The sequence below is a fragment of the Burkholderia sp. MSMB0856 genome (assembly GCF_001524645.2).
In the GTDB taxonomy this organism is placed as follows: domain Bacteria; phylum Pseudomonadota; class Gammaproteobacteria; order Burkholderiales; family Burkholderiaceae; genus Burkholderia; species Burkholderia diffusa.
The window spans coordinates 3,038,292-3,062,875 of the sequence record NZ_CP013427.1 but is presented as its reverse complement, the minus strand read 5'-3'; the positions used below and the strand labels follow the sequence as shown (position 1 = coordinate 3,062,875).

General features: G+C 69.4%; 22 protein-coding genes. 11 read left to right on the top strand and 11 right to left on the bottom strand.

Translation table 11 applies throughout. The features are described 5' to 3' along the window. Positions 1–118: 118 nt before the first annotated feature. A complete protein-coding gene (uvrA, locus tag WS87_RS15495; RefSeq protein WP_059819794.1) occupies positions 119–3,004 on the bottom strand; it encodes an excinuclease ABC subunit UvrA in 2,886 nt (961 codons plus the stop codon). Positions 3,005–3,280: 276 nt separating this feature from the next. Here uvrA and WS87_RS15485 point away from each other — a divergent pair, with 276 nt between their 5' ends. From WS87_RS15485 to WS87_RS15455, 7 genes are all read left to right on the top strand, one after another. After that, complete coding sequence (locus WS87_RS15485) at positions 3,281–4,468, top strand: MFS transporter (RefSeq protein WP_059451442.1); 1,188 nt, start codon at positions 3,281–3,283, stop codon at positions 4,466–4,468. Between the two features lie 103 nt (positions 4,469–4,571). Beyond that, complete coding sequence (locus WS87_RS15480; protein ID WP_059819793.1) at positions 4,572–5,132, top strand: single-stranded DNA-binding protein; 561 nt, start codon at positions 4,572–4,574, stop codon at positions 5,130–5,132. A 344-nt stretch (positions 5,133–5,476) separates the two neighbouring features. Next, a complete protein-coding gene (locus WS87_RS15475; protein WP_059819792.1) occupies positions 5,477–6,241 on the top strand; it encodes a ParA family protein in 765 nt (254 codons plus the stop codon). 462 nt (positions 6,242–6,703) lie between these two features. Then, complete coding sequence (gene phaP, locus WS87_RS15470) at positions 6,704–7,285, top strand: TIGR01841 family phasin (RefSeq protein WP_059526067.1); 582 nt, start codon at positions 6,704–6,706, stop codon at positions 7,283–7,285. Between the two features lie 248 nt (positions 7,286–7,533). Beyond that, the gene (locus WS87_RS15465; protein WP_107938165.1) at positions 7,534–8,715 is read left to right on the top strand and encodes an acetyl-CoA C-acetyltransferase; all 1,182 of its coding nucleotides are present in this window, start codon (positions 7,534–7,536) and stop codon (positions 8,713–8,715) included. 216 nt (positions 8,716–8,931) lie between these two features. After that, positions 8,932–9,675, top strand: coding sequence for an acetoacetyl-CoA reductase (phbB, locus tag WS87_RS15460; protein ID WP_059820417.1), 744 nt, complete (start codon positions 8,932–8,934; stop codon positions 9,673–9,675). Between the two features lie 199 nt (positions 9,676–9,874). Continuing rightward, positions 9,875–10,075, top strand: a complete 201-nt coding sequence (locus WS87_RS15455; RefSeq protein ID WP_059528278.1) for a hypothetical protein — start codon at positions 9,875–9,877, stop codon at positions 10,073–10,075. Positions 10,076–10,162: 87 nt separating this feature from the next. On the opposite strand, the gene WS87_RS15450 is transcribed toward WS87_RS15455, so the two are convergent. The 10 genes from WS87_RS15450 to WS87_RS15405 all read right to left on the bottom strand — a co-directional run bounded on the left by WS87_RS15450 (position 10,163) and on the right by WS87_RS15405 (position 20,560). Continuing rightward, the gene (locus WS87_RS15450) at positions 10,163–10,456 is read right to left on the bottom strand and encodes a hypothetical protein (RefSeq protein WP_059447900.1); all 294 of its coding nucleotides are present in this window, start codon (positions 10,454–10,456) and stop codon (positions 10,163–10,165) included. 22 nt (positions 10,457–10,478) lie between these two features. After that, the gene (locus tag WS87_RS15445) at positions 10,479–11,015 is read right to left on the bottom strand and encodes a hotdog family protein (RefSeq protein WP_059820416.1); all 537 of its coding nucleotides are present in this window, start codon (positions 11,013–11,015) and stop codon (positions 10,479–10,481) included. After that, positions 11,012–11,830 (bottom strand): beta-ketoacyl synthase chain length factor, encoded by an 819-nt coding sequence (locus WS87_RS15440; protein ID WP_059820415.1) that lies wholly within the window; start codon positions 11,828–11,830, stop codon positions 11,012–11,014. Before WS87_RS15440 ends, WS87_RS15445 begins: the two co-directional genes overlap by 4 nt. Beyond that, positions 11,827–13,050, bottom strand: a complete 1,224-nt coding sequence (locus tag WS87_RS15435; protein WP_059820414.1) for a beta-ketoacyl-[acyl-carrier-protein] synthase family protein — start codon at positions 13,048–13,050, stop codon at positions 11,827–11,829. Before WS87_RS15435 ends, WS87_RS15440 begins: the two co-directional genes overlap by 4 nt. Before the next feature lie 63 nt (positions 13,051–13,113). Further along, positions 13,114–13,998, bottom strand: a complete 885-nt coding sequence (locus WS87_RS15430; protein WP_059820413.1) for a polysaccharide deacetylase family protein — start codon at positions 13,996–13,998, stop codon at positions 13,114–13,116. Further along, positions 13,995–16,478 carry an MMPL family transporter gene (locus tag WS87_RS15425; protein ID WP_059820412.1) on the bottom strand — a complete coding sequence of 828 codons (2,484 nt, stop codon included), beginning with the start codon at positions 16,476–16,478 and terminating at the stop codon, positions 13,995–13,997. The genes WS87_RS15430 and WS87_RS15425 overlap by 4 nt, the downstream gene beginning before the upstream one ends. Beyond that, positions 16,478–17,122: an outer membrane lipoprotein carrier protein LolA gene (locus tag WS87_RS15420; RefSeq protein WP_059690669.1), complete on the bottom strand. Its 645-nt coding sequence runs from the start codon at positions 17,120–17,122 to the stop codon at positions 16,478–16,480. The genes WS87_RS15425 and WS87_RS15420 overlap by 1 nt, the downstream gene beginning before the upstream one ends. Further along, entirely contained in the window at positions 17,119–18,093 is a 975-nt protein-coding gene (locus WS87_RS15415) for an LpxL/LpxP family acyltransferase (RefSeq protein ID WP_059820411.1), read from the bottom strand. Before WS87_RS15415 ends, WS87_RS15420 begins: the two co-directional genes overlap by 4 nt. Then, the gene (locus WS87_RS15410) at positions 18,090–19,850 is read right to left on the bottom strand and encodes an AMP-binding protein (protein WP_059820410.1); all 1,761 of its coding nucleotides are present in this window, start codon (positions 19,848–19,850) and stop codon (positions 18,090–18,092) included. Before WS87_RS15410 ends, WS87_RS15415 begins: the two co-directional genes overlap by 4 nt. A 65-nt stretch (positions 19,851–19,915) precedes the next feature. After that, positions 19,916–20,560, bottom strand: coding sequence for a hypothetical protein (locus tag WS87_RS15405; RefSeq protein ID WP_059820409.1), 645 nt, complete (start codon positions 20,558–20,560; stop codon positions 19,916–19,918). 565 nt (positions 20,561–21,125) lie between these two features. Between WS87_RS15405 and WS87_RS15400 the strand changes: the two genes are divergently transcribed. From WS87_RS15400 to WS87_RS15385, 4 genes are all read left to right on the top strand, one after another. Further along, complete coding sequence (locus WS87_RS15400) at positions 21,126–21,410, top strand: phosphopantetheine-binding protein (RefSeq protein WP_082722004.1); 285 nt, start codon at positions 21,126–21,128, stop codon at positions 21,408–21,410. Positions 21,411–21,525: 115 nt separating this feature from the next. Next, complete coding sequence (gene fabG, locus WS87_RS15395; RefSeq protein WP_059820408.1) at positions 21,526–22,242, top strand: 3-oxoacyl-ACP reductase FabG; 717 nt, start codon at positions 21,526–21,528, stop codon at positions 22,240–22,242. 97 nt (positions 22,243–22,339) lie between these two features. Then, on the top strand, positions 22,340–23,629 hold the full coding sequence (locus WS87_RS15390) for a chorismate transformation enzyme, FkbO/Hyg5 family (protein ID WP_059820407.1): 1,290 nt from the start codon (positions 22,340–22,342) through the stop codon (positions 23,627–23,629). Positions 23,630–23,739: 110 nt separating this feature from the next. After that, positions 23,740–24,546: a glycosyltransferase family 2 protein gene (locus tag WS87_RS15385; protein ID WP_059528258.1), complete on the top strand. Its 807-nt coding sequence runs from the start codon at positions 23,740–23,742 to the stop codon at positions 24,544–24,546. Positions 24,547–24,584 lie beyond the last annotated feature (38 nt).

The window sequence follows — 24,584 nt, the reverse complement described above, 5'->3', positions numbered from 1 at the left end:
AGTTTGGCTCGTGGTGTAAACGCAGAAGGGAAAACCGCAGAAGGGAAAACGATGAGGCCGGCGCCGCCGCGGGCGCCGGACGCGCGCGGCCGGCAGCCGCGCGCGGGAACGGAAAGTGTCAGCCGGCCGCCGCCTTGCGGGTCGGACGCTTGAGCAACGGCGCGAGGTACTTGCCGGTGAAGCTCGCCTTCGTCTTCGCGACCTGCTCCGGCGTGCCCTGCGCGATGATCTGGCCGCCGCCGGCGCCGCCCTCGGGGCCGAGATCGATCACCCAGTCGGCGGTCTTGATCACATCGAGGTTGTGCTCGATGATCACGACCGTGTTGCCCTGGTCGCGCAGCCGGTGGATCACTTCGAGCAGCAGCGCGATGTCGTGGAAGTGCAGGCCGGTGGTCGGCTCGTCGAGGATGTACAGCGTGCGACCCGTGTCGCGCTTCGACAGTTCCAGCGACAGCTTCACGCGCTGCGCCTCGCCGCCCGACAGCGTCGTGGCCGACTGGCCGAGGCGGATGTAGCCGAGGCCGACGTCGAGCAGCGTCTTCAGCTTGCGGGCGATGACCGGCACCGCGCTGAAGAATTCGTACGCGTGCTCGACCGTCATGTCGAGCACTTCGCTGATGTTCTTGCCCTTGTACTGCACTTCGAGCGTTTCGCGGTTGTAGCGCTTGCCGTGGCACACGTCGCACGGCACGTAGACGTCCGGCAGGAAGTGCATCTCGACCTTCAGCACGCCGTCGCCCTGGCACGACTCGCAGCGGCCGCCCTTCACGTTGAACGAGAAGCGGCCCGGATCGTAGCCGCGCTCCTTCGCGGTCGGCACACCCGAGAACAGCTCGCGGATCGGCGTGAACAGGCCCGTGTAGGTGGCCGGGTTCGAACGCGGCGTGCGGCCGATCGGCGACTGGTCGACGTTGATCACCTTGTCGAAGTGCTCGAGGCCTTCGATCGCCTCGTGCGGCGCCGGCTCGGCCGACGAGCCGTACAGGTGACGCGCGACCGCGTGGTACAGCGTGTCGTTGATCAGCGTCGACTTGCCGGAACCCGACACGCCGGTGATGCAGGTCAACAGGCCGACCGGCAGCTCGAGATCGACGTGCTTCAGGTTGTTGCCGTGCGCGTCGACGATGCGCAGAATCCGCTCCGGATCGGGCGCGATCCGCTCGTCCGGATACTCGATCGTGCGCTTGCCGACCAGATACTGGCCCGTCAGCGACTGCGGGTTGGACTGCACCTGCTTCGGCGTGCCTTCGGCGACCACCACGCCGCCGTGCTCGCCCGCGCCGGGGCCCATGTCGACGACGTAGTCGGCCGTGCGGATCATGTCCTCGTCGTGCTCGACGACGATCACCGAGTTGCCGAGGTCGCGCAGGTGCTTGAGCGTCGCGATCAGGCGGTCGTTGTCGCGCTGGTGCAGGCCGATCGACGGCTCGTCGAGCACGTACATCACGCCGGTCAGGCCCGAGCCGATCTGCGACGCGAGCCGGATCCGCTGCGCCTCGCCGCCGGACAGCGTTTCGGCGCTGCGCTCGAGCGACAGGTAATCGAGGCCGACGTTGTTCAGGAAGGTCAGGCGCGCGACGATTTCCTTGATCACCTTGTCGGCGATCTCGCGCTTCGCGCCGTCGAGCGACAGGCCGTCAAAATAGCCGAGCGCGTCGCGCAGCGGCCAGCCGCTGATTTCATAGATGCCGCGCGCGTAGTCGCCGGTGCCGACCCGCACGTGGCGCGCCTCGCGGCGCAGCCGCGTGCCGTCGCACGACGGGCACGGCTGGTTGTTCTGGTATTTCGCGAGCTCTTCGCGCACCGCGACCGAATCGGTTTCGCGGTAGCGGCGCTCGAGGTTCGGGATGATCCCTTCGAACACGTGCTCGCGGATCGTCGTGCGGCCACGCTCGTTGATGTACGAGAACGGGATCGTCTGCTTGCCCGAGCCGAACAGCAGCACCTTGCGGATCTTCTCCGGCAGGTCCTCGAACGCGGCGTCGATGTCGAATTCGTAGAACGCCGCCAGGCTCTGCAGCATCTGGAAATAGAACTGGTTGCGGCGGTCCCAGCCCTTCACGGCGCCCGCCGCGAGCGACAGCGACGGGTGCGCGACGACCCGCTTCGGATCGAAGAACGTGATTTGGCCGAGGCCGTCGCATTCCGGGCACGCGCCCATCGGGTTGTTGAACGAGAACAGGCGCGGCTCGAGCTCCTGCAGCGAGTACGAGCAGATCGGGCACGCGAACTTCGAGCTGAACAGGTGTTCGCGGTCGGTGTCCATTTCCAGCGCGATCGCGCGGCCGTCGGCGAGGCGCAGCGCGGTCTCGAACGATTCGGCGAGGCGCTGCTTCATGTCCGGGCGCACCTTCAGCCGGTCGACCACGACGTCGATCGTGTGCTTGTCGTTCTTCTTGAGCTTCGGCAGCGACTCGACCTCGAAGATCTTCGCGACACCCTCGTTCGCGGTGCCGCCGCCCGAGCGCACGCGAAAGCGGACGAAGCCCTGCGCCTGCATGTCCTCGAACAGCTCGGCGTGCTCGCCCTTGCGGTTCGCGACGACGGGCGCGAGGATCATCAGCTTGGTTTCCTCGGGCAGCGCGAGCGCCGCGTCGACCATCTGCGACACGCTCTGCGCCTCGAGCGGGATGTCGTGGTCGGGGCAATACGGCGTGCCGACACGTGCGAACAAAAGTCGCAGGTAGTCGTGGATTTCGGTGACCGTGCCGACGGTCGAACGCGGGTTGTGGGACGTCGCCTTCTGCTCGATCGAGATCGCGGGCGACAGGCCCTCGATCAGGTCGACGTCGGGTTTCTCCATCAGTTGCAGGAACTGGCGGGCATACGCAGACAGGCTTTCGACGTAGCGGCGCTGGCCTTCGGCATAAAGGGTGTCGAACGCGAGCGACGACTTGCCCGACCCTGACAACCCGGTAATCACGATCAGCTTGTGGCGCGGCAGGTCGAGATTGACGTTTTTCAGGTTGTGGGTGCGTGCCCCACGGATACGGATCTGTTCCATGAACCTGGCGAAAATGGAGGGAACCAAACCTGCTACTATAACGGCTTTTCGAGGCCGTCGTTGGGGGCCCCCAGCCTTTGCAGCAGCTGGCAGCAAGGCGGTGTCCACGCCGGGGAAGCGGTCGCGCCGCACGGCTCGAGGCGGCCCGCGGGCAGCCTGCGTGACGTCCCGGAAAGCAGTCCCGGAAAGCGCCTGCCAGGCCCGCCGGGCCGGTGGCCCTGATCTTCCGCCGCCCGCCGCCGGGCGGACATTCCGATCATTCGAAATTCATTCCTGATGTCCAATCCGTCCGCCACGTCTTCCCGCATGAGTGCGCCCGAACTGCGCGCGACCACGTCGCTCGCGGCGATCTTCGCGCTGCGCATGCTCGGCCTGTTCATGATCATGCCGGTTTTCTCGGTCTACGCGAAAACCATCCCGGGCGGCGACAACGTGCTGCTCGTCGGCATCGCACTCGGGGCCTACGGCGTCACGCAGTCGCTGCTGTACATCTTCTACGGGTGGGCGTCGGACAAGTTCGGCCGCAAGCCCGTGATCGCCACCGGCCTCCTGATCTTCGCGCTCGGCAGCTTCGTCGCCGCGTTCGCGCACGACATCACGTGGATCATCGTCGGCCGCGTGATCCAGGGCATGGGCGCCGTGTCGTCCGCGGTGCTCGCGTTCATCGCCGACCTGACCTCCGAACAGAACCGCACGAAGGCGATGGCGATGGTCGGCGGCTCGATCGGCGTGTCGTTCGCGGTCGCGATCGTCGGCGCGCCGATCGTGTTCCACTGGGTCGGGATGAGCGGGCTGTTCGCGATCGTCGGCGTGTTGTCGATTCTCGCGATCGGCGTCGTGATGTGGATCGTGCCCGATGCGGCGAAGCCCGTGCACGTGCCGGCGCCGTTCGGCGAGGTGCTCCACAACGGCGAGCTGCTGCGTCTGAACTTCGGCGTGCTCGTGCTGCACGCGACGCAGACGGCACTGTTCCTCGTCGTGCCGCGCCTGCTGGTCGACGGCGGGCTGCCGGTCGCCGCGCACTGGAAGGTTTACCTGCCGGTGATGGGGCTCGCGTTCGTGATGATGGTCCCGGCGATCATCGTCGCGGAAAAACGGGGCAAGATGAAGCCGGTGCTGCTCGGCGGCATTCTGGCTATCCTGATCGGCCAATTGTTGCTCGGCAGCGCACCGCATACCATCCTGATTGTGGCGGCGATCCTGTTCGTGTACTTCCTCGGCTTCAACATCCTGGAAGCGTCGCAGCCGTCGCTCGTGTCGAAGCTCGCGCCCGGTTCGCGCAAGGGCGCGGCCACGGGCGTCTACAACACCACGCAATCGATCGGGCTCGCGCTCGGCGGCATCGTGGGCGGCTGGCTGCTGAAGCACGGCGGCGCGAACACCGTCTTCTATGCATGCTCGGGGCTCGTGGCGGCGTGGCTTATAATCGCGGCCAGCATGAAAGCGCCGCCGCGCAAGGCCTGAACCCTCTTTTCGGGCAGGCACCGGCGGCGCTCGCCGGCTTGCCCGGCGGGCCGCTCCGACGACATTCGCGGGCGGCCCGGCATCGAATTTACTGGAGAAACACATGGCATCCGTCAACAAGGTCATCCTCGTCGGCAATCTCGGCGCCGATCCTGAAGTCCGTTACCTGCCGAGCGGCGACGCGGTTGCGAACATCCGTCTCGCGACGACCGATCGCTACAAGGACAAGGCAAGCGGCGATTTCAAGGAAATGACCGAGTGGCACCGCGTCGCGTTTTTCGGCCGTCTCGCCGAAATCGTCAGCGAATACCTGAAGAAGGGTTCGTCGGTCTATATCGAGGGCCGTATCCGCACGCGCAAGTGGCAGGGCCAGGACGGCCAGGATCGCTATTCGACCGAAATTGTCGCCGACCAGATGCAGATGCTCGGCGGCCGCGGCGGTTCGGGCGGCGGCGGTGGCGGCGGTGACGAAGGTGGTTACGGCGGCGGCTACGGTGGTGGCGGCGGCGGTCGCGGCGGCGAACAGATGGAACGCGGCGGTGGCGGCGGCCGTGCCGGTGGTGCGCCGCGCGGCGGTGCAGGCGGTGCCGGTGGTGGTCAGAGCCGTCCGAGCGCGCCGGCAGGCGGCGGTTTCGACGAGATGGACGACGATATTCCGTTCTGACGGAACGTCGGCATTCCGCACCGGAATGGGCCCGAATGTCCGAGTCAAGCGAATCGCTTGGCACGGACCTTCGGGTCTTTTTTCGTTTACGCCCCCGCACCCCGGAGACCGGCCGTGGCTGACGCGCTCCCCGCCGCGGCGAACATCTCGCGGGCTTCACGCCGACGAAATCGCGCCGAGGGACCGCAACTGCTGAACAGGATCCTCGCGACCTCGGACCGATGGAGCGTGCCCGGCAACCGTCATGTGTCAGGGCCGTTGCCGCGCATCTGACCTATGTCACGCGGCCGCCACGATTGACCGGCTAAGCTCGTTCTTTCGACGTTTCGATCGAAGGAGACACCATGCGGCGGGTCGTGTTCAACCAGAAGGGCGGTGTGGGCAAGTCGACGATCGTCTGCAACCTGGCGGCGATCAGTGCGAGCGAAGGGCTGCGCACGCTCGTCATCGACCTCGACGCGCAGGCGAATTCCACCCGCTACCTGCTCGGCGATCGCGCGGCCGACGCGCATCCCGGCGTCGCCGAATTCTTCGAGACCGCGCTGACGTTCAACTTCCGGCCGGTCGACGTCGCATCGTTCATCCATCCGACGCCGTTCGACGGGCTCGACGTGATGCCCGCGCATCCGGACCTCGACACGCTGCACGGCAAGCTCGAGTCGCGCTACAAGATCTACAAGCTGCGCGATGCGCTCAACGAGCTCGACACCTACGATGCCGTCTACATCGACACGCCGCCCGCGCTGAACTTCTACACGCGCTCGGCGCTGATCGCGGTCGAGCGTTGCCTGATTCCGTTCGACTGCGACGACTTCTCGCGCCGGGCGCTGTACACGCTGCTCGAGAACGTGAAGGAAATCCAGCAGGACCACAACGCGGCGCTCGAGGTCGAAGGGATCGTCATCAACCAGTTTCAGCCGCGTGCGAGCCTGCCGCAGCGACTGGTCGACGAACTCGTCGAGGAAGGGCTGCCGGTGCTGGCGTCGCGGCTGTCGGCGTCGGTGAAGATCCGCGAGTCGCATCAGCAGTCGACGCCGGTGATCCATCTCGAGCCGACGCACAAGCTCGCGCAGGAGTTTCGCGCGCTGCATCGCGAACTGGTCGGGTGAAGGGTGGGCGCCGTCGCACGTCCCGGCGATTTATATACGATCATTGAATTCGTCATTAATAATCCCGGGAACGATTTCAAAATAAATCTGGAAAAACGATTACATAAGCATCCGCCCCATTTTCAATGCGCGCCCTTTTTCTAATAACGGGAATAATGACGGGGTAAATGTTGCAGTTGGCAACGGTGGGTTATCCTGTAAAAAGGTAAAAATCGTTTCCGGACAAGGCGCTGCGACACGACCCTATTACGAACGCGCACTGTCGTGGAGCAGGTGCTTCGGCTGCTAAGGGTTTTCACCTAGCATTAATGCAATTTAATTGACAATTAATCCATCTAAAATGGCCATCCTCAACTCTTCGCAGTCAATTGTGTCTGAGGGTTGTGAATAAGGAAGCAGGCCCTCGATCTGCCTTCCATTTTCTTTACGTCGTCTCTCGCATTGCCAACAGGAGCGTGCCCGATGTCCGTATTTGCCCCCGAAAAATTCGCCGCCGATTATCAGTCCGGAATCGCCGCGTGGTTCGCGATTGCCCGTCCGGCAATTAATGGTTTCGAGGCAGTCGTCGAACTCAACCTCCAAGCGGCCAAGACGGCGCTCGAGGAATACGAGGACAAGCTGAAGAACGCGTTCAACGCGAGCAACCCGGCGGCAGGCTTCGCGCAGCAAGTCGCCGCACCGCAGGAAGCCGCCGGCAAGGCCGTCGCATACGGTCGTCATCTGTTCGATATCGCAGTGTCGACGCAGGCCGAGTGGGCGAAGGTTGCCCAGGCTCAGTACGAACAGAACGACAAGCGCGTGAAGGAAGTGGTCGGCGAGCTGACGAAGCATGCGCCGGCAGGTTCGGGCGCCGTGGTCGCCGCGCTGAATTCGGCGCTGTCCGCGGCGACGGCCGCAGCCGACTCCGTGCGCGCAGCGACGGGGCAGGCGATCGAGGCCGCGCAAAGCGGTTTCGACGCGGTCAGCGAAACGACGGCCCGCGGTGCCAAGCAGACCGCCGCCGCCGCTCGCAAGGAAGCCGCTTCGCGCGAATCGGCTGCATGAGCGCGTGTCGCGCGCAGGCGCGACACTGATTGAACGGCGCCGGCGGGCGCCGGCCGCCGCGTGTGCCGCGCGGTGATCGGCGTACGTCCGGTTCGCCGCAGCGTGCCCGGACGCGGGCGGATGCGCGGCGCGCATGAGCGCGCGAACGTGCAACCGCATCGCCGGCTGCACGGCGCTCACGCGCCGCCGCCGTGCCGTACCGGCACGCAACTTGGATCGACCCACTGATTTCAATGCAGGAACAGAACATGACGGACGTAGTGATCGTATCGGCCGCGCGGACCGCGGTCGGCAAATTCGGCGGCTCGCTCGCGAAGATCGCGGCACCGGAGCTGGGCGCGACGGTGATTCGCGCGGTGCTGGAGCGTTCGGGCGTGAAGCCCGAGCAGGTGAGTGAAGTGATCATGGGCCAGGTGCTGGCGGCGGGCTCGGGGCAGAACCCGGCGCGCCAGTCGCTGATCAAGGCCGGCCTGCCGAACGCGGTGCCGGGCATGACGATCAACAAGGTGTGCGGCTCGGGCCTGAAGGCGGTGATGCTGGCGGCGAACGCGATCGTGGCGGGCGACGCGGACATCGTGATCGCGGGCGGCCAGGAAAACATGAGCGCGGCGCCGCACGTGCTGCCGGGCTCGCGCGACGGGTTCCGGATGGGCGACGCGAAGCTGGTCGACACGATGATCGTCGACGGCCTGTGGGACGTGTACAACCAGTACCACATGGGCATCACGGCGGAGAACGTCGCGAAGGAATACGGGATCACGCGCGAGGAGCAGGACGCGTTCGCGGCGCTGTCGCAGAACAAGGCGGAAGCCGCGCAGAAGGCCGGCCGCTTCGACGCCGAGATCGTGCCGGTGTCGATTCCGCAGCGCAAGGGCGAGCCGCTGCAGTTCGCGACCGACGAGTTCGTGCGTCACGGCGTGACGGCGGAATCGCTGGCGGGGCTGAAGCCGGCGTTCTCGAAGGACGGCTCGGTGACGGCGGCGAACGCGTCGGGGCTGAACGACGGCGCGGCGGCGGTGCTGGTGATGTCGGCGCAGAAGGCGGCGGCGCTCGGCCTGACGCCGCTCGCGCGGATCAAGGCATACGCGAACGCGGGCGTGGATCCGAGCGTGATGGGCATGGGTCCGGTGCCGGCATCGCGCCGGTGCCTGGAGCGAGCGGGCTGGACGCCGGGCGACCTGGACCTGATGGAAATCAACGAGGCCTTCGCGGCGCAGGCGCTGGCGGTGCACAAGCAGATGGGCTGGGACACGTCGAAGGTGAACGTGAACGGCGGGGCGATCGCGATCGGTCACCCGATCGGCGCGTCGGGTTGCCGGATCCTGGTGACGCTGCTGCACGAGATGGTCAAGCGCGACGCGAAGCGCGGGTTGGCGTCGCTGTGCATCGGCGGCGGGATGGGCGTCGCGCTTGCGGTCGAACGCGATTGAGCACGGTCTGACGATATTGCACGCGTGCGGCGCCGGCCAGCGCCGCACACATGCGCAGCAACCTTCGCGCGGAACAAGCAGCCAACAATACGCGTGATGTTCCGGTGCGCGCCGTGTCCGCCTTGCGGGCGCCAGCGCACCATAGCGGTGGGGCGGCAGCATGTGCCATGCCGTCGCTCCGCATCATTGATTACTTTTTTGTCGGTAACTTATAGGATGACTAAGCGAATTGCAGTTGTGACTGGTGGAATGGGCGGCCTCGGCGAAGCGATCAGCATCCGGTTGAACGATGCGGGCCACCGGGTCGTCGTCACGTATTCGCCGAACAACGCGGGCGCCGATCGCTGGCTGACGGAAATGCATGCGGCCGGCCGCGAATTCCATGCGTATCCGGTGGACGTGGCCGATCACGATTCGTGCCAGCAGTGCATCGACAAGATCGCCCGGGACGTCGGCCCGGTCGACATCCTGGTGAACAACGCGGGCATCACGCGCGACATGACGCTGCGCAAGCTCGACAAGGTCAACTGGGATGCGGTGATCCGCACCAACCTCGATTCCGTGTTCAACATGACGAAGCCGGTCTGCGACGGCATGGTCGAGCGCGGCTGGGGACGCATCGTCAACATCTCGTCGGTCAACGGCTCGAAGGGCTCGGTCGGCCAGACCAACTACGCGGCCGCGAAGGCCGGCATGCACGGCTTCACGAAATCGCTCGCGCTCGAGATCGCGCGCAAGGGCGTGACGGTGAATACGGTATCGCCGGGCTATCTCGCGACGAAGATGGTGACGGCGATCCCGCAGGACATCCTCGATACGAAGATCCTTCCGCAGATTCCGGCGGGACGGCTCGGTCAACCCGAGGAAGTCGCGGCGCTGATCGCGTTTCTGTGCTCGGAGGAGGCCGGCTTCGTGACGGGCTCCAACATCGCGATCAACGGCGGCCAGCACATGCACTGACGCGCGGCGGCCCGGGCGGCGTTCGCGCGCGCATCCGGGCCGTGCTCCCGCTGTATCCAGCGCCGGGGCGACGCGCCAAGCGCGCGGTGACGGATCACGGACGCAGGCTCGCCGCGCATGCGGCGGGCCGAGTGTGCCCGCGCTCCGGCCGCCGCGTCGCGGCACGCGCGCCGCACCGGCCTCGCATTCCGGAGGAGGCATGGGTGACACCTGGATGGGACTCGCGATCGGCGGCTCGGCACTGGCCGTCGCGCTGACGATGGCGATCGCGCTTCACTGGCTCGAGCGGCGCCGCGCGCGGCTGCTGCGCAATTTCGATCATCGCGATTGCTGGCTCGTCGCGTACGGCAAGTGCCTCGCGCGCGGGCCGGCGCGTCGCACGCGCAGCGGCGCGCGCTGACGGCGGCGGTGCGGCAACGGCGCGTTCACGCGTCGTGCCGCATTGCGCGCATTCATGTGCGGTGCGCGGTGCGCGGGACGCCCGCGCTCAATCGCTGCTTTTCGCCGAGCCTTCGCCCGAATCGTTCTTGTGGAAGATCCGCTTCGTCGTGCGCTTGGTGGCATCCCAGCCCTCGCGCGACGCATGCGCGATGCCATGACCGACCGTCTTCGCGGCGCTCGCGGTCGCGTGGCCGAAGCTGCGCGCGGCCTCGCCGGTCTTGTGCGCGGCTTCCTTCGAATCGCGCTTGATGTCCTGCTTCACTTCCGACATGTCCGCGTGCGCGATCGGGCTGATCAGCGCGAGAACGAACGCGGTGCAAATGAACTGACGTGCTTTCACGACCTGGTTTCCTTGGGGCTAGTCATCGAGGGTCCGCGCGGCCGGCAGGCGGCGGAACGAGTACGCCGGCCGCCGATGCATCGAGCATCACCGCGGCGCGGCCGCCGAGCAGCACGCGCTCGCCGCAGCGCAGCGTGAAGCCGTACAGCACGGAGCGGTCGTCGCCGCCGATGCGCTCGGCGTCGACGGTCAGCGGCAGCTCGAACGTGTCGAGCCGATCGACGAACGCGTCGACGTTGCGCACGCTCGCCAGATAGCCGGCGCGCGGCCGCGCGGGTTCCGTCTGCGCGTGTTGCGCACCGACCAGCGCGCCATGCACGGCCATCGCCTGTGCCGCGTATTCGATTCCGCAGACCGATGCGAGCCGGCCGCGCGAGCGCAGCGGGTTGTGCGGATCGCGATGGCTCGTCGCGCTGCAGCGGATCCGCGCGGCATCCCATGCTTCGACCCGATCGAGCAAGCACATCGCGCCGTCGTGCGGAATGTGCGCGGCGATCCATGCGCGATCGAGCGTGGCCGTCGTCGGCGCAGGCATCGGCATCGAGACGGGCGTCGTCATGGCGCGTGCTCCGCCGTGGGATTCGCCGGCGCGATATCGACCTGCACGCGCGCATCTTCCAGATAATCGAGCACGACACTTGCCGTGCGCCGCGCGGCGAGCGCGTCGAGCAGCGGCAGCGCGCGCGCGGCCGGATTGCCGGTGCGCAGCGCGTCGAGTTCGGGGTTCGCGAGCGTCGTCGCCGGCGCGTCGGTGAGCTGCACGTCGATGCGCGCGAGCGTGCGTTCGCTCGCGTCGGGCGCGAGCACGAGCGCGACGCCGAATGCGTCGACGATCGGCCGTACCGCGCGCAGCGGCTCCGGATAGTCGGTGTCGTAGGCGATCAGCAGGCTCGGCACGCGATCGACCGCGACCTGGCACACGCTCTCGAGCAGGCCCGCGGCAAAGCTGCCGTCGTGCGCGCACAGCACGTTCGACGTCGCCATTGCGCGGGTCGCGATGCTCCAGTAGCCGGCCGGCGCGTTGTGCACGGAGTTGTGAAAGCGCGTGGGCGACAGGTGACGATCGTCGCCGGCGAGGGTCTCGCAGATCGCGTGGCAGTTCTGACCGTCGCCGCCGGACGCGCTGAACACGGTCGCGAGCGTGGCGGCATCGCGCCCGCTCGCGGCTGCCGCCTCGAGGCCGACCGCCAGCGCGACGCGCACGACGGGGCCGGTGCGGCGGCGTTCCGCCGGCGGCAGGCTGGCGGGCGGCGGCAGCACGGTGCGCGCGCTCGCATAGGCCGCGCGGCCCGCGAGCACGTCGGCCGCGTGCGGCCAGTCGTTCAGTCCCGGCCCGACGAGGCCGACGCTTTCGATGAAGGCGGTGAGGGTCATGTCGGCTTCCCGCGGCGGGCATGCTCGGCGCGGCCGAGGATCAGGCTGCAGTTCGTGCCGCCGAATCCGAACGAATTCGACAGGACCGCACGCACGCGGGCCTCGCGGCTCGCGAGCACGTAGTCGGCGGCCAGCGCCGGGTCGGGTTGCGTCGTGTTGACGCCGGCCGGCACGAACTGCTCGCGCAGCGCGAGCGCGGCGACGACCGCTTCGAGCGCGCCGGCCGCACCGAGCGTATGACCGGTCGCCCCCTTCGTCGAGCTGCACGGCGTGCGCGTGAGCAGCGCGCCCACGGCGCGGCTTTCGGCGGCATCGTTGCTGGGCGTCGCGGTGCCGTGCAGATTCACGTAGTCGATGTCGCCTGCAGCGAGGCTGGCCGAGGCGAGCGCCTGTTCGATCGCGATGCGCGCGCCGAGCCCTTCCGGATGCGGCGACGACATGTGATGCGCATCGCTCGATTCTCCGATGCCGAGCAGCAGGATCGCGTCGTCGTCGAGCGCGGTGCGTGTATCGGGCACGCGTTCGAGCAGCGCGAACGCAGCCGCTTCGCCGATCGAGATGCCGTCGCGCGCGACGTCGAACGGCCGGCACGGCCGGCGCGACAGCAGTTCGAGCGAATTGAAGCCGTACAGCGTCGTCAGGCACAGCGAATCGACGCCGCCGACGACGGCCGCATCGATCAGCCCCGCTTCGATCATCCGTCGCGCGGAGCCGAACACCTTCGCGCCGGACGAACACGCGGACGAGATCGCCATCGCCGGCCCGCGCAGCGCGAAATACGCGCGCACGAACGCGGCCGGCGAATACGGGTTGTGCGTGTGCGCATAGCGGAAGCCGGCGGGCAGCGCGCCGCTCGCCGGATCGCGTTGCTCGTATGCGCGCTCGGTTTCGAGGATGCCTGACGTGCTCGTGCCGATGAACACGCCGACGCGCGCGGCGCCATGGCGCGCCGCGGCCGCCGCGACGCGCGCGTCGAAGCCGTCCTGAACGAGGCCAAGTTGCGCGAGGCGGTTGTTGCGGCAGTCGAAGTCGGCGAGATCCGTGCGCACGGGATGTGTATCGACACCGTCCACGGCGCCGATCCAGGTGTCGAGATCGGCGCGTTCGAAGTCGCACGGCGTGAGCCCGCCGCGTGCGTTGCGCAGCGCGTCGAGGGTCGCGTCGAGGCCGCTGCCGATGCAACTGGTGGCGGTGAAGTGCGAGAGCAGGAGAGGTTTCACGAGGGTCGTATCCGGTGGCCGGAACGGGCGCCGCAGCGGGGCTGGCGGGCGCGCCGGGCATGGTCAGATTTTATCAAACGGGGGTGCCGGCATGCCCGGCTGGCCGGGCGGTTCGGGCGCGAGCGCGGCGCGCAGCGTGGTCCAGTGCAGCTGCGCATCGGCGGCCGCGCGCAGCAGCGCCGGCAGCACGTCGAGCACGACCGGTTCTCCGCGCGCGTCGCGTGCCGCGTGGCCGTCGTGCACGAGCAGGATGTCGCGCGGCGCCAGTCCGTCGAGCAGGCGGCGCGTGACGAGGTCCGCGTCGCGCGCGCGCGTGTCGAAGCCACGGCGCGTCCAGCTGGCGAGCTGCAGGCCGAGCTCGCACAGCACCGGCTCGAGAAACGGATTGCGCAGGCCGGCCGGCGCGCGGAAGAAGCGCGGGCGCGTGCCGGCGATCTCGGTCAGCGTCTGCTGCGCGGCCGCGATTTCGCGCCGCAGCGCGGCGGGCCCCGAAAGCGAGAACGTATGCCGGTGCCGCTGGCTGTGATTCTCGACCGCATGGCCGCGCGCGACGATCGCTTCGATCCACTTCGGATGGCGGCGCGCGAGATCGCCGATGCAGAAGAACGTCGCGCGCGCATCGTGACGATCGAGCAGGTCGAGCACGCGCGGCGTGACGTCGGGGTCCGGGCCGTCGTCGATCGTCAGCGCGATCCGGCGGCCGGCGCCGGCCGGCAGGCGCGTCCAGTTCGGTCCGAGCAGTGCGCTGCGCGGCCACAGGCCGGCGGCGGTCAGTGCGAGATGCGACACGACCACGCCGCCGGCGGCCCACGGCCAGGCAGCCGGTTGCGCGACGACCGCCGCGAGCGCACCCGCGTGCAACGCCGCGGTGCCCGCGATCAGCGGCGTCGGTTTCCAGCGGCGCGCATCGCCGGACAGCCGAGGTGGAACGGACGACGGCGCGTTCATGCGCGGGCTCCTGTCAGGTCGGGACGAGCGCTGCTCGTCGCCGCGGCGCGCGGCGCGAGAATGGCCGCGAACGCGAGCGCGAGCATCGCGCCGGGGCCGACGGTCAGCCCGAAGGTTTCGAGCAGCGGCACGCGCGACAGCGCGAGCAGGCCGAAGCCGGCGACCGTCGCGAGGTTCGCGATCAGCAGCGATACGAGTGTGTACGGCGTGACCGGTTGCGCGTCGTCGCGCTTGCAGAAGAACAGCGCATAGTTCGAGCCGACCGCGACGATCAGCAGCATCCCGACGAGATGCAGGATGGTCAGCGGCACGCCGGCGAGCGCGAAGCCGGCCGTCACCACCAGCACGGCCGCGACCAGCGGCGCGAGCGCGCGCACGACGCGGCGCGGCGAGCGCAGTGCGATCAGCAGCAGCACGGCGATCGCCGCGAAGCCCGCGAGCGACAGCCGGATGTCCTCGTGCACATAATTCACGTACAGGCGGTCGGCCTCGGCCTTCATGTCGACGAACAGCGCATCCGGCACACCGGCGCGCGCGACGGCCGCGCGGATCGGCGCGGCAGCGAGCGCCGGCGCCGACGCCGCCGAAGCTGAGCGTGCGGCATCCGGCGCGCGCAGCGGCAACATCGCGCTCCAGCGGCCCGCGCGCTCGGTCAGCAGCGCGTCGACGGCGAGCGCCATCGACGTGCCGCGCAGGTCCGCGCGCGTGATCGGCGGCGCGTGGCGTGCGGCTTCGACATCGGCGATGAACGGTGCGAACAGCTCGGGCCGCACCGAGATCGGCTGGTTCGCGACGGCCGCACGCATGCGCGCGGCGAGCACGTCCGCGTCCGGCAGGCTCGCCTGGCGCGCGCGCTGCGCGGCGTCGCTCGGCAGGTAGCGCGCGGGACTTTCGAAGCCCGCGAGCGTGCCGCGATCGACGAGCGGCTGCAATTGCGCGGCGACCTGTTCCGCGCGTTCGAGCGCGGCCTGTTCGGTCGGCGCGGAAATCACGACGAGGTAGCGCACGTCCGGCGCGCCGACGTCGGCGCGCAGCCGTGCGTCGAGGGCCTGCGCGCGGGCGGGGACGGGGCTCAGCGCCGCAAGCTCGCGGCTCCACAGGCCGTCGCGATGCAGCACGAGCGTCGCGCACGCAGCGAGCACGAGCACGGCGAGCGGCCAGCGCAGCCGCGGCGCCGCAGCGGCCGCACGCGCGAGCACCGCGCCGACGCGCGACACGTCGCGAATCGCGACGTGCTCGCCGCGCAGGTGAGGCAGCACGAAGCGCGTGACGAGCGCGGCGGCCGTCAGCCCGGCGATCGAGTACAGCCCGAGCTGCACGAGGCCCGGAAAACCGGAGAACAGCATCGACGCGAAGCCGCACACGGACGTCAGCACGCCGAGCCGGATCGTCGGCCAGTACGCGGCGATCCATGCGCGCGTCGCGTCGGCGGGCCGCGCGGTGCCGCGCGCGCCTGCCTGCGCCGATTGCACGAACAAGTAGATCGAATAGTCGACGGCTTCGCCGATCAGCGTCGTGCCGAAGCCGAGCGTCAGCCCGTGGACCGTGCCGAACGCGACGCTGACCGCCGCGATGCCGGCCGCGATGCCCGTCAGCACCGGCAGCAGCCCCAGCGCGAGCGTGCGCGGCGAGCGGTACAGCGTCAGCAGCAGCGCGACGATCAGCACGACGCTCCCCGTCGACAGCCGCTCGACGTCGTGCCGGATCGTGTCGCGCGTGTCGACCGAGAACGCGCCGGGGCCGGTCATCGCGAGCGTGTACGCGGCGCGGTTCGGCAGCGTCTGCGTCGCGGCGGAGAACGCGCGGCGCACCGCGTCGATCGCGCGCGCCTGCGCGTCGGTGTCGGAGCCGGCGGCGGCCGTCTGCACGACCAGCACCGCGCGCGTGCCGTCGCGCGACGCCCACACGCCGTCGCGCATCGCGGGCTGCGCACCGCTGTCGAGCTGGTCGACGAGCGCGGTCACTTCGCCGGTCGGGTCGCGCGGCAACATCGCCTTCGCGACGAGACCCGCCGACGAGCTCAGCAGGTCGAGGCTGTCGCCGAGCGCCTGGTGCAGGCCGTCCGCGCTGAAGCGTTGCGGCGAGACGGCCGGGCTCAGCAGGTAACGATGGTCGAACACGAATTGCCGGTCGCGCGCGTCGTTGACGGCTTCGCCGTTGTTGATCGCCGAGAATTGCCGGTCGGCGCGCAGCGTGCCGGCGATGCGCCGCGACAGCGCGGCGCGCGTGGCCGCATCGCCGCCGTCGATCGCGACGAGGATCAGCCGCGACACGATGCCGTCACGCAGTTGATCGACGAGCACGCGCTGCCCGGCGCTCGGCGCGCGCGGCAGGAACGCGGACAGGTCGGCCGTGAAATTCGCGCGGGCGATCGCGATCCCGCACGCGACGAGCGCGAGCAGCCACACGAGCACTGCGCGCTGCCGCCACGCGGACGGGCGGTGCGCGACGGGGGCGGTTGGCCGGGTGCGCTCGTCCATCACTTCGCCGGGACGGGTTGCAGGCGCATCGTCGAATGGTCGCCGTCGGCCTGCTGGATCGCGACGCTGCGCAACACGTCGCGCGAGCCTTCGAGCGTGATCGTGCTGACGACCTTCAGCATCCGCGAATCGAGCGGCGTGAGCATCAGCGTCCAGTCGTCGCCGCGACCGGCGAGCGCGACCTTGTAGACCTGCTCGAGCGCGTAGCGATTGCCGGCGAGCGTCGCGCGGATGCTGTCGATGAACGCGCCGAGCTCCGGATAGCGCGCGAGCGCGAGCGTGTATTTGCGGTTGTTGCGCTCGACGGTGAGCATGTCGCCGTCGACGACGAGATGTTCGGGCTTCGGACTGAGCGTGTGCTTCTCGAGGTGGTCGGGCGCGACGAACACGAGTTCGCCCGACGATTCGAGCGGTTGCGCAGCGATCGACAGCGACTTCGTCTCGGTGAACGTCGCGCGTCCGGACTTGTGCTGCGCGAGCGTCGACATCAGCCGGTCGAGGGTCCACGCCGAACCGGTGTCGGCCGCGTGCGCGGGCAGCGCGAGCGCGACGGCGGCCGCGATGGCGAACGTGCGCGCCGAGCGGCGCAGCGCGGGCGCGGACGGCAGCGGGAGCAGCGACAGGAAGCGGAGAACGGCGGTCATGCGTCGGAATCCCTCGTGGCGGACAGGCCGGCGCACGCGCGCGCATCGTCGCGGCGCGCGGCGGCCGTGCCGGTCTGCCAGAAATCGAAATAGTTGAACCAGTTGTACGGGGCCGCGCGGCAATACTTGTCGAGCAGCGCGACGTAGCGCGCGAGCGCCGCGTCGACGGCCGCCGCGCGCGCGTCGCGGCGCACGTCGGAGAAATCGGCGAGTGTCTCGAAGTGCACGTCGTAGCGGTTGCCGTCGCGATAGAGGCCCGTCATGAACAGCACCGGGCGCCGCAGCATCGCGGCCATGTACAGCGGCCCGAGCGGAAACGCGGCCGGTGCGCCGAGCAGCGGCAGCCGCCGCAGCGAGGTTGCCGCATCGTCGAGCAGCGTGCGGTCGGCGAGCATGCCGACCATGCAGTTCGCGTCGAGACGCTCGCGCACCTTCAGCATCGAGTCGACCTGCCCGAGCGGAATCACTTCCGGTTTCGCGGCCGGGTTCACGGCGGCGAGCGTCGCGTTGATCTTGCGCGCGTTCTCTTCGAACATCGTGACGACGACGCGCAGGTCCGGACGCGTGCGGCCGATCGCGCGCACGACTTCGAAGCTGCCGAGGTGCGCGCCCATCAGGAATGCGCCGCGCCCGCCCGCGAGCGCGTCGTCAACCTGCGTTTCGCCATGCAGCCGGATGTCGAACAGGTCGAAGCGGCCGTTCATCAGGTAGATGCGGTCGTGGATCGTCGCGGCGAACGTGAACACGTGCCGATACACGTCGCGCCAGCGCGCGGGACGGCCGAGCGCGCGGCGCAGATAGTCGCGCGACGCCGAGCAGGCTGCCGGCGAGAACAGCACGAAATAGGTTGCGATGGCGTGCAGCACGACACGCGACGGCCGCCGGCCGAACCGCAGCGAGATCCAGGTCATCGCGCGCAGCAACGCCGCGTTGCTGCGTTCCTGGCGCTCGGCCCACGCGGTGCGCTTCATGGCCGTGCACCGTCCTGCGCGGCGGCCGGCGCGGACAGCACGCCGGTGGCGACGTCGCGTGCGCCGGCGCGCAGCGTGAAGCGGATCGCGCCGCCGGCCGCCGCATCGAACGCGAGATCGAGCGGCTCGCCGGGCGCGACCGGGCTCAGGAATTTCGCGGAAGCCAGCCGCCACGTGTGCAGCGGGCGGTTCAGCGACGCGCCGAGCGCGGCGATCGCGTGATCGAGCAGCACGACGCCCGGCACGATCGGATGACCGGGGAAATGACCGGGCAGCGCAGGGTGATCGGCGGGAATCGTGAACGCGAGCGGCGCGTCCGTCTCGGCGCGCGCGCTCGCGTCGGCCGCCGCGGCGCGCGTGTGCCGTGCGACGAGCGCGGCGAGCACGTCGCGCGGCAGCTTGCCTGTTTCGTTGCGCGGCAAAGCGTCGACGAACACGAGCGGACGCGGCATGAAGGCGGGATCGATCCGTTCGCGCAGCGCGCGCTGCAGGTCGGCCGCGGCGAGCGTTGGCGCGACCACGAGCGCGACGAGCCGCGTGACCGGTTCGCGGGTTGCATCGGCGTCGGCTGGTGCGGCGTCGTCCGGCATGAAGAACACGCCGTCGACGACGTCGGCGATCGCGTTCAGTTGGTGATTCAGATAGGCGAGCGACGTGCGCTTGCCCGCGATGTTGACGAGGTCCGCCTTGCGGCCGTGCAGCAGGAACCGGCCGTCGCCGAGCAGTTCGAGCGCGTCGCCCATCGGCACGGGGGTTTCGACGTGTCCGCCCGACGCCCACACGGTCGGGCCGCTGTCGTCGCCCGCGGCGTCGCGACCCGGCTCGTCATGTGCCGCGCGCGCGTCGAGGCGGATGCCGGGGAACAGCTGCCACGTCGCGCCTTGCGACGTGCGGCGCGTCGCGATCTGGCCGGTCTCGGTGCTGCCGTAGATCTCGACGAGCGGCGCATCGAGCGCGGCCTCGGCTTCGCACGCGAGCTTTTCCGACAGCGGTGCGGTGGCCGACAGCACGAGCGCGGCCGGCGGCAGCGCATGGCCGGCCGACAGCAGCGCGCGCAGGTGAATCGGCGACGTGACGAGCACGCGCGGCTGCGGGATCGCGGCGAGTTCGTCGCGAATGTCGACGGGGTAGAAGGGCTGGCGGTTGCTGAACGCGAGGCCGCCGATCAGCGCGAGCAGCACCGTCGACTCGAAGCCGTACATGTGTTGTGCGGGCACGGTGCCGATCAGCGTGGCCGCGCGGCCGTCGAGCAGGCCGAGGCGGTCGGCCGCCGCGCGCACGCAGCCGACCAGGAAGCCCCAGGTCTTGCGGTGCGGCACCGGCGCGCCGGTCGAGCCGGACGTGAACACGTACGCCATGATGCGCGACGCGTCGATCTGCGGCACCGCGAACGGCGCGTCGTCGAGGCGGTCGCCGGGTGCGGCGTCCGGATAGGCGAAGCGCGGCAGGTCGATCGCGCAGTCCGGCGCGTCGTGCAGGCAGAACGCGTCCGGTGCGAACGTCGCGAGCTGGCGCACCATCTCCGGCGTGTGCGTCGACGGCAGCAGGCTGATCCTGCCGGCGACGAGCGCCGCGCACAGGCTGACCGCGAAGCGGTAGCGATCGCGGCACACGTTGAACACGTGACCGCCGGCGGGCAGTGCGGCGGCCACGCGCGCGACGTCGGCGACGAACGCGCGCACGCTGACGGGCGTGCCGTCGCGCCAGGCGATCGTCTGGTCCGGCGAGGAATGGAACACCAGCGGGTAAGTCGGCATAAATCGGCTGAAGCGGGAGACGGTGGCCGGCGCGGCCGCAATGCGGCGCCGCGCCGGCCATGAATTCATCGTGACGGCTGCGTCGACGCGCGGTATGCGCGCACCGCGTCGACCATCCGCGGCCGCGCGTCGTGCGGCAGTGCGAAGCGCCGGCACGCATGCTCGACCGCGAACATCACCGCGACGAGCGGCAGCGACAGGTAGTTCGCGAACGTCGACCACGCGACGATCGGCGCGGTCGCGAACAGCAGCGTCGACACGGCGGCGATCGTGACGAAGAACAGCGTCCATGCGAGCGTGATGCGCCGCGTGTAGCGCGCGACGGCCGGCGAGATCGTGCCGTGGATCATCGTCGCGAAGCGCGTGCACAGCGGCACCTGGCCGGCCGCGAGCGTGCGGCCGAACAGCAGCGCCATCGCGAGGTTGAAGCTCGCGTGCTCCAGATACAGGCCCCATTCGAAATGGCGCGCGAGCGGGGCGCGCGCGGCCCACAGCGCGGCGGCGGCGAGCAGCCACGCCGGCACGAGCCATGCCCGCTTCGGCGAGCGCAGCGCTGCGCCGAGCACGAGCAGCAGCGGCGGCACGAGCGCCATCGCGAGGCCGAAGCCGTGCGCGCCGGGTGTCGCGGCCGCGTAGTGCGCGCCGATCTGGTACGCCGCCACAGCGGCGACCGCGCCGACGCCGCGTGCGATGCCGCGCGGCGAGCTCATCGCGGCGCTCCGGGCGCGCGGCGCGTGCGCGCATTGCCGTCGTCCGTCGCGGCACGGCGGCGGACGGGCGGGCAAACCGGGGCGAGGCGAATGGGCGGGCGCGGCATGGCTGCTGGAAACATCGGGCGGATCGGGGGGCCGGACGCGTTCGTCGGGCCGTCAAACATCATATGAATGGTGGCCGGGACGCATGTCCGGCCGGCTGTCATGCACGCACATTTTAGGGCCGCGGCGCGGCGGTTCGAGGTCGGCGCAGCCGGGTTTTGTAACCGAATGTATGGCAGCGAACTGAACCTTTCGCGATGGCGATTCATTTCCGCCCGAAGCGGCTCAAGCGTCTGCTGCGATCGGGTCCCGAAACCGGCCGCGGCGGGGGCCTTCAGTCTGTAACCATTCCCCGTATACGTGCCGATACCCATCGTCTAGAATCCGCGTAACTTTTACAAACGACCCCCAATAACGCAGGCGGGGAAGCCGGCAGACGCCGGAGGGACGGAGATTCGCGCGCGCTTCGCACGCGCCGGGCGTGCACGACGATTGCCGTTTCCGGGCGCCTCCCGCTGCCATGGGCCGCCTGCCCGCAAGCATGATGAACGCACTGGAACAAGAGCTCGCCACGCTGATCATCGGCGAACTGAATCTCGAAGACGTCCCGCTCGAAACGGTGACGGCCGGGACCCCGCTGTATGGCGAGGGCTTCGGGCTCGACTCCATCGACATCCTGGAAATCGCGCTGCTGATCTCGAAGAAATACGGCTTCGAACTGCGCTCGGACAATCCGGACAACCAGAAGATCTTCGCGACGCTCGGCGCGCTTGCCGAGTACGTCGCCGCGCATCGCACCAAGTGACGGCGGCGCGCGCGAACGCGACGCGGCACGCAGACGATGACGGCACGCGGCGGCGGCCGCTGGACGAACCGCGGCCGCGTCGATCGAGAGGAAACGCGATGAACGGAGCAATGCGATGCGGGCGCTCGTAACGGGCGGCAGCGGCGCACTCGGGCAGGCGATCTGCACGGCGCTCGCGCAGGCCGGCCACGAAGTCTGGGTGCACGCGAACCGGAATCTCGCGCAGGCGGAGGCGGTCGCGCAGCAGATCGTCGCGGAAGGCGGCACCGCGCATGCGCTTGCATTCGACGTGACCGACGCCGATGCGACGCTCGCGGCGCTCGCGCCGTTCATCGACGACGCACCGGTGCAGATCCTCGTCAACAACGCGGGCATTCACGACGACGCACCAATGGCCGGCATGTCGCGCCGGCAATGGCACAGCGTGATCGACGTGACGCTCAACGGTTTTTTCAACGTGACGCAGCCGTTGTTGCTGCCGATGATCCGCACGCGGCGCGGCCGGATCGTCAACATCGCGTCGGTCGCCGGCGTGACCGGCAACCGCGGGCAGGTCAACTACGCGGCCGCGAAGGCGGGGCTGATCGGCGCGACGAAGTCGCTGTCGCTGGAGCTCGCGTCGCGCGGCATCACGGTGAATGCGGTCGCGCCCGGCATCATCGAATCGCCGATGGCCGATCACGCGTTTCCGGCCGAACGGATCAAGCAGCTCGTGCCGGCGCAACGCGCGGGCCGGCCCGACGAAGTCGCGGCGATGGTCGCCTATCTGGTGTCCGATGCGGCCGCCTATGTCACGGGACAGGTGCTGTCCGTCAACGGCGGGCTCGCATGACGACGCGCGCGGCGTCGGCTTGACGTGAAGCAACGGCGCGCAACGTGGCGCGTGGCCACGATGCCGCGAGCCCGCATCGCATAGTGAGGAAATCGAAGTGTCAGTGCATCCAGTCGACGCCGAACGGCGAGCGTGTTCCCTGTCGTCCGCCACGACCGCGGTCGCGCGTGAACACATGACGGGCGGAGCCGCCGTATCGGGCGCGGGCATTTCGCCCGCAGCAAACGGCGGCAACCGTGCGCTGCGACTCGTCCGGATCGATCATGCGCGGCTGGCTGCGCTGCTGCACGATGCGCGGCAGCGCGGCGACGCATTCGACCGCGTGTTTCCCGGCGCGCTGGGTGCGGTCTGCATCGGCGCGGCCGGAGTGCCGACCGATGCGATGGCCCGCATGCTCGCCGCCGCCGCGCCCGACCTGCCGCTCGCACCGGTGCAGATGGCGCTGCTCGACGCCGGCGGCCACGCACGTGCCGGCGCGGTCTGCGAAATCTGGCAGTGCGACGCGCCGGACCTGCGCAGCGAGCGACGCGGCGCGCTGCAGTATCGCTTCAGCGAAACGGCGGGGCTCGTATTTGGCAACATCGTCGTGCAGGAAGAGCAGGAAGCGGCCGATGCCGATCGCGACGGCGGCACGCCGCTCGAGCGCGCGACACACGATGCATACCGCGCGCTGTTCGACGCGCTCGATGCACTCGGCATCGCGCATCCGCTGCGAATCTGGAATACCGTGCCCGCGATCAACGCGCTGCAGTTCGGGATCGAGCGCTATCGTCAGTTCAATATCGGCAGGCAGCGCGCGTTCGACGCGTGCCGTCGCGCGCTGACGGGCAGCGTGCCGGCGGCCTGCGCGCTCGGCTCGGTCGTGCCCGTCGCGGGCGACACACCGCCGGCCGCGCCGCTCGCGATCCATTTCATCGCGACGCGGACGCCGGCCGATCCGGTCGAGAATCCGCGCCAGGTGAGCGCATATCACTACCCGGCGGAGTACGGCCCGCGTGCGCCGACGTTCGCGCGCGCGGCCGCGTGGCCCGGCGACGATGCCGCGCCGTTGCTGTTCGTGTCGGGCACCGCCAGCATCGTCGGGCATCGCACCGTGCATCGCGGCGACGTCGTCGCGCAAACGCGCGAGACCATCGCGAACCTGGCCGCCGTGCTCGAGCAGGCCGCGCGGCAAGGGCACGGCCCGTTCGCGCTTGCCGACCTGAACTACCGCGTCTACGTGCGCGACGCCGGCGATGCCGCGGCGCTCGCCGCGATCGAACGCGCGCTGCGCGCTGCGGCGGGCCCCGGCGTGCGGCCGTTGTTCGTCCACGCGGACGTGTGCCGCGACGATCTGCTGGTCGAGATCGAAGCGAGCGCGGGCCATCCGCTGGAGTACCTGTCGTGAAGCGCGCCGCCCTGTCACTGCGCGAACGCGGCGTCGACGAAGCCTGTCGACAGTCGCCTGCAGGTCATAAACTTTTGTCAGGATCCCCGTCTTCGCAATCGGCCGTTCCCATGTCCAAGCTGCACGCCTCGTCCACGCATCTCGTACTGATTCCGAGCTACAACCCGGGCGTCAAGGTCGACACGACCGTGCGCAATGCCCGCGCGCAGTGGAATCCGGTGTGGGTCGTCGTCGACGGCAGCACCGACGGCAGCGCCGAGCGGCTGCAGGCGATGGCCGAGCGCGACCCTGGGCTGCGCGTGATCGTGCTGCCGGAGAACCGCGGCAAGGGCGCCGCGGTGCTGGCCGGGCTCGACGCGGCGGCTGCAAGCGGCTTCACGCACGTGCTGACGATGGACTCCGACGGCCAGCATCCGGCCGACCTGATTCCCGAATTCATGGCCGCGTCGCAGGCGGCGCCGGACGCGATGGTGCTGGGCCTGCCGAAGTTCGACGCGAGCGCGCCGCAGTTGCGCGTGCAGGGCCGGCGGCTGTCGAACGGATGGGCCGACCTGGAGACGTTGTGGGCCGGGATCGGCGATTCGCTGTACGGCTTTCGCGTGTATCCCGTCGCGCCGCTCGCCGCGATCATGCATCGCCAGCCGTGGATGCGCGGTTTCGACTTCGATCCGGAAGCCGCCGTGCGGCTGTGCTGGGCCGGGGTGCGGCCGATTCGCATCGAAGCGCCGGTGCGCTACTTCGGCGCGCACGAGGGCGGCGTGTCGCATTTCCACTATGGCCGCGACAACGTGCTGCTCGCATGGATGCACCTGCGGCTCTTCGCCGGTTTCGTGGTGCGGCTGCCGATGCTGGTCGCGCGGCGGCTCACGCGCCGGTCGCGTTCGACGTTCAGCCGGTCATCCGGTCGCGGCGATTGATGAGCTGATTGCCGTCAATTCGCTGACCAATCGCGTCG

Coding starts and splice junctions, on each gene's coding strand:
- uvrA (WP_059819794.1), bottom strand. CDS start 3,004: ATGGAACAGATCCGTATCCGTGGGGCACGCACCCACAACCTGAAAAAC.
- WS87_RS15485 (WP_059451442.1), top strand. CDS start 3,281: ATGTCCAATCCGTCCGCCACGTCTTCCCGCATGAGTGCGCCCGAACTG.
- WS87_RS15480 (WP_059819793.1), top strand. CDS start 4,572: ATGGCATCCGTCAACAAGGTCATCCTCGTCGGCAATCTCGGCGCCGAT.
- WS87_RS15475 (WP_059819792.1), top strand. CDS start 5,477: ATGCGGCGGGTCGTGTTCAACCAGAAGGGCGGTGTGGGCAAGTCGACG.
- phaP (WP_059526067.1), top strand. CDS start 6,704: ATGTCCGTATTTGCCCCCGAAAAATTCGCCGCCGATTATCAGTCCGGA.
- WS87_RS15465 (WP_107938165.1), top strand. CDS start 7,534: ATGACGGACGTAGTGATCGTATCGGCCGCGCGGACCGCGGTCGGCAAA.
- phbB (WP_059820417.1), top strand. CDS start 8,932: ATGACTAAGCGAATTGCAGTTGTGACTGGTGGAATGGGCGGCCTCGGC.
- WS87_RS15455 (WP_059528278.1), top strand. CDS start 9,875: ATGGGTGACACCTGGATGGGACTCGCGATCGGCGGCTCGGCACTGGCC.
- WS87_RS15445 (WP_059820416.1), bottom strand. CDS start 11,015: ATGACGACGCCCGTCTCGATGCCGATGCCTGCGCCGACGACGGCCACG.
- WS87_RS15440 (WP_059820415.1), bottom strand. CDS start 11,830: ATGACCCTCACCGCCTTCATCGAAAGCGTCGGCCTCGTCGGGCCGGGA.
- WS87_RS15430 (WP_059820413.1), bottom strand. CDS start 13,998: ATGAACGCGCCGTCGTCCGTTCCACCTCGGCTGTCCGGCGATGCGCGC.
- WS87_RS15425 (WP_059820412.1), bottom strand. CDS start 16,478: ATGGACGAGCGCACCCGGCCAACCGCCCCCGTCGCGCACCGCCCGTCC.
- WS87_RS15420 (WP_059690669.1), bottom strand. CDS start 17,122: ATGACCGCCGTTCTCCGCTTCCTGTCGCTGCTCCCGCTGCCGTCCGCG.
- WS87_RS15415 (WP_059820411.1), bottom strand. CDS start 18,093: ATGAAGCGCACCGCGTGGGCCGAGCGCCAGGAACGCAGCAACGCGGCG.
- WS87_RS15410 (WP_059820410.1), bottom strand. CDS start 19,850: ATGCCGACTTACCCGCTGGTGTTCCATTCCTCGCCGGACCAGACGATC.
- WS87_RS15405 (WP_059820409.1), bottom strand. CDS start 20,560: ATGAGCTCGCCGCGCGGCATCGCACGCGGCGTCGGCGCGGTCGCCGCT.
- WS87_RS15400 (WP_082722004.1), top strand. CDS start 21,126: ATGGGCCGCCTGCCCGCAAGCATGATGAACGCACTGGAACAAGAGCTC.
- fabG (WP_059820408.1), top strand. CDS start 21,526: ATGCGGGCGCTCGTAACGGGCGGCAGCGGCGCACTCGGGCAGGCGATC.
- WS87_RS15385 (WP_059528258.1), top strand. CDS start 23,740: ATGTCCAAGCTGCACGCCTCGTCCACGCATCTCGTACTGATTCCGAGC.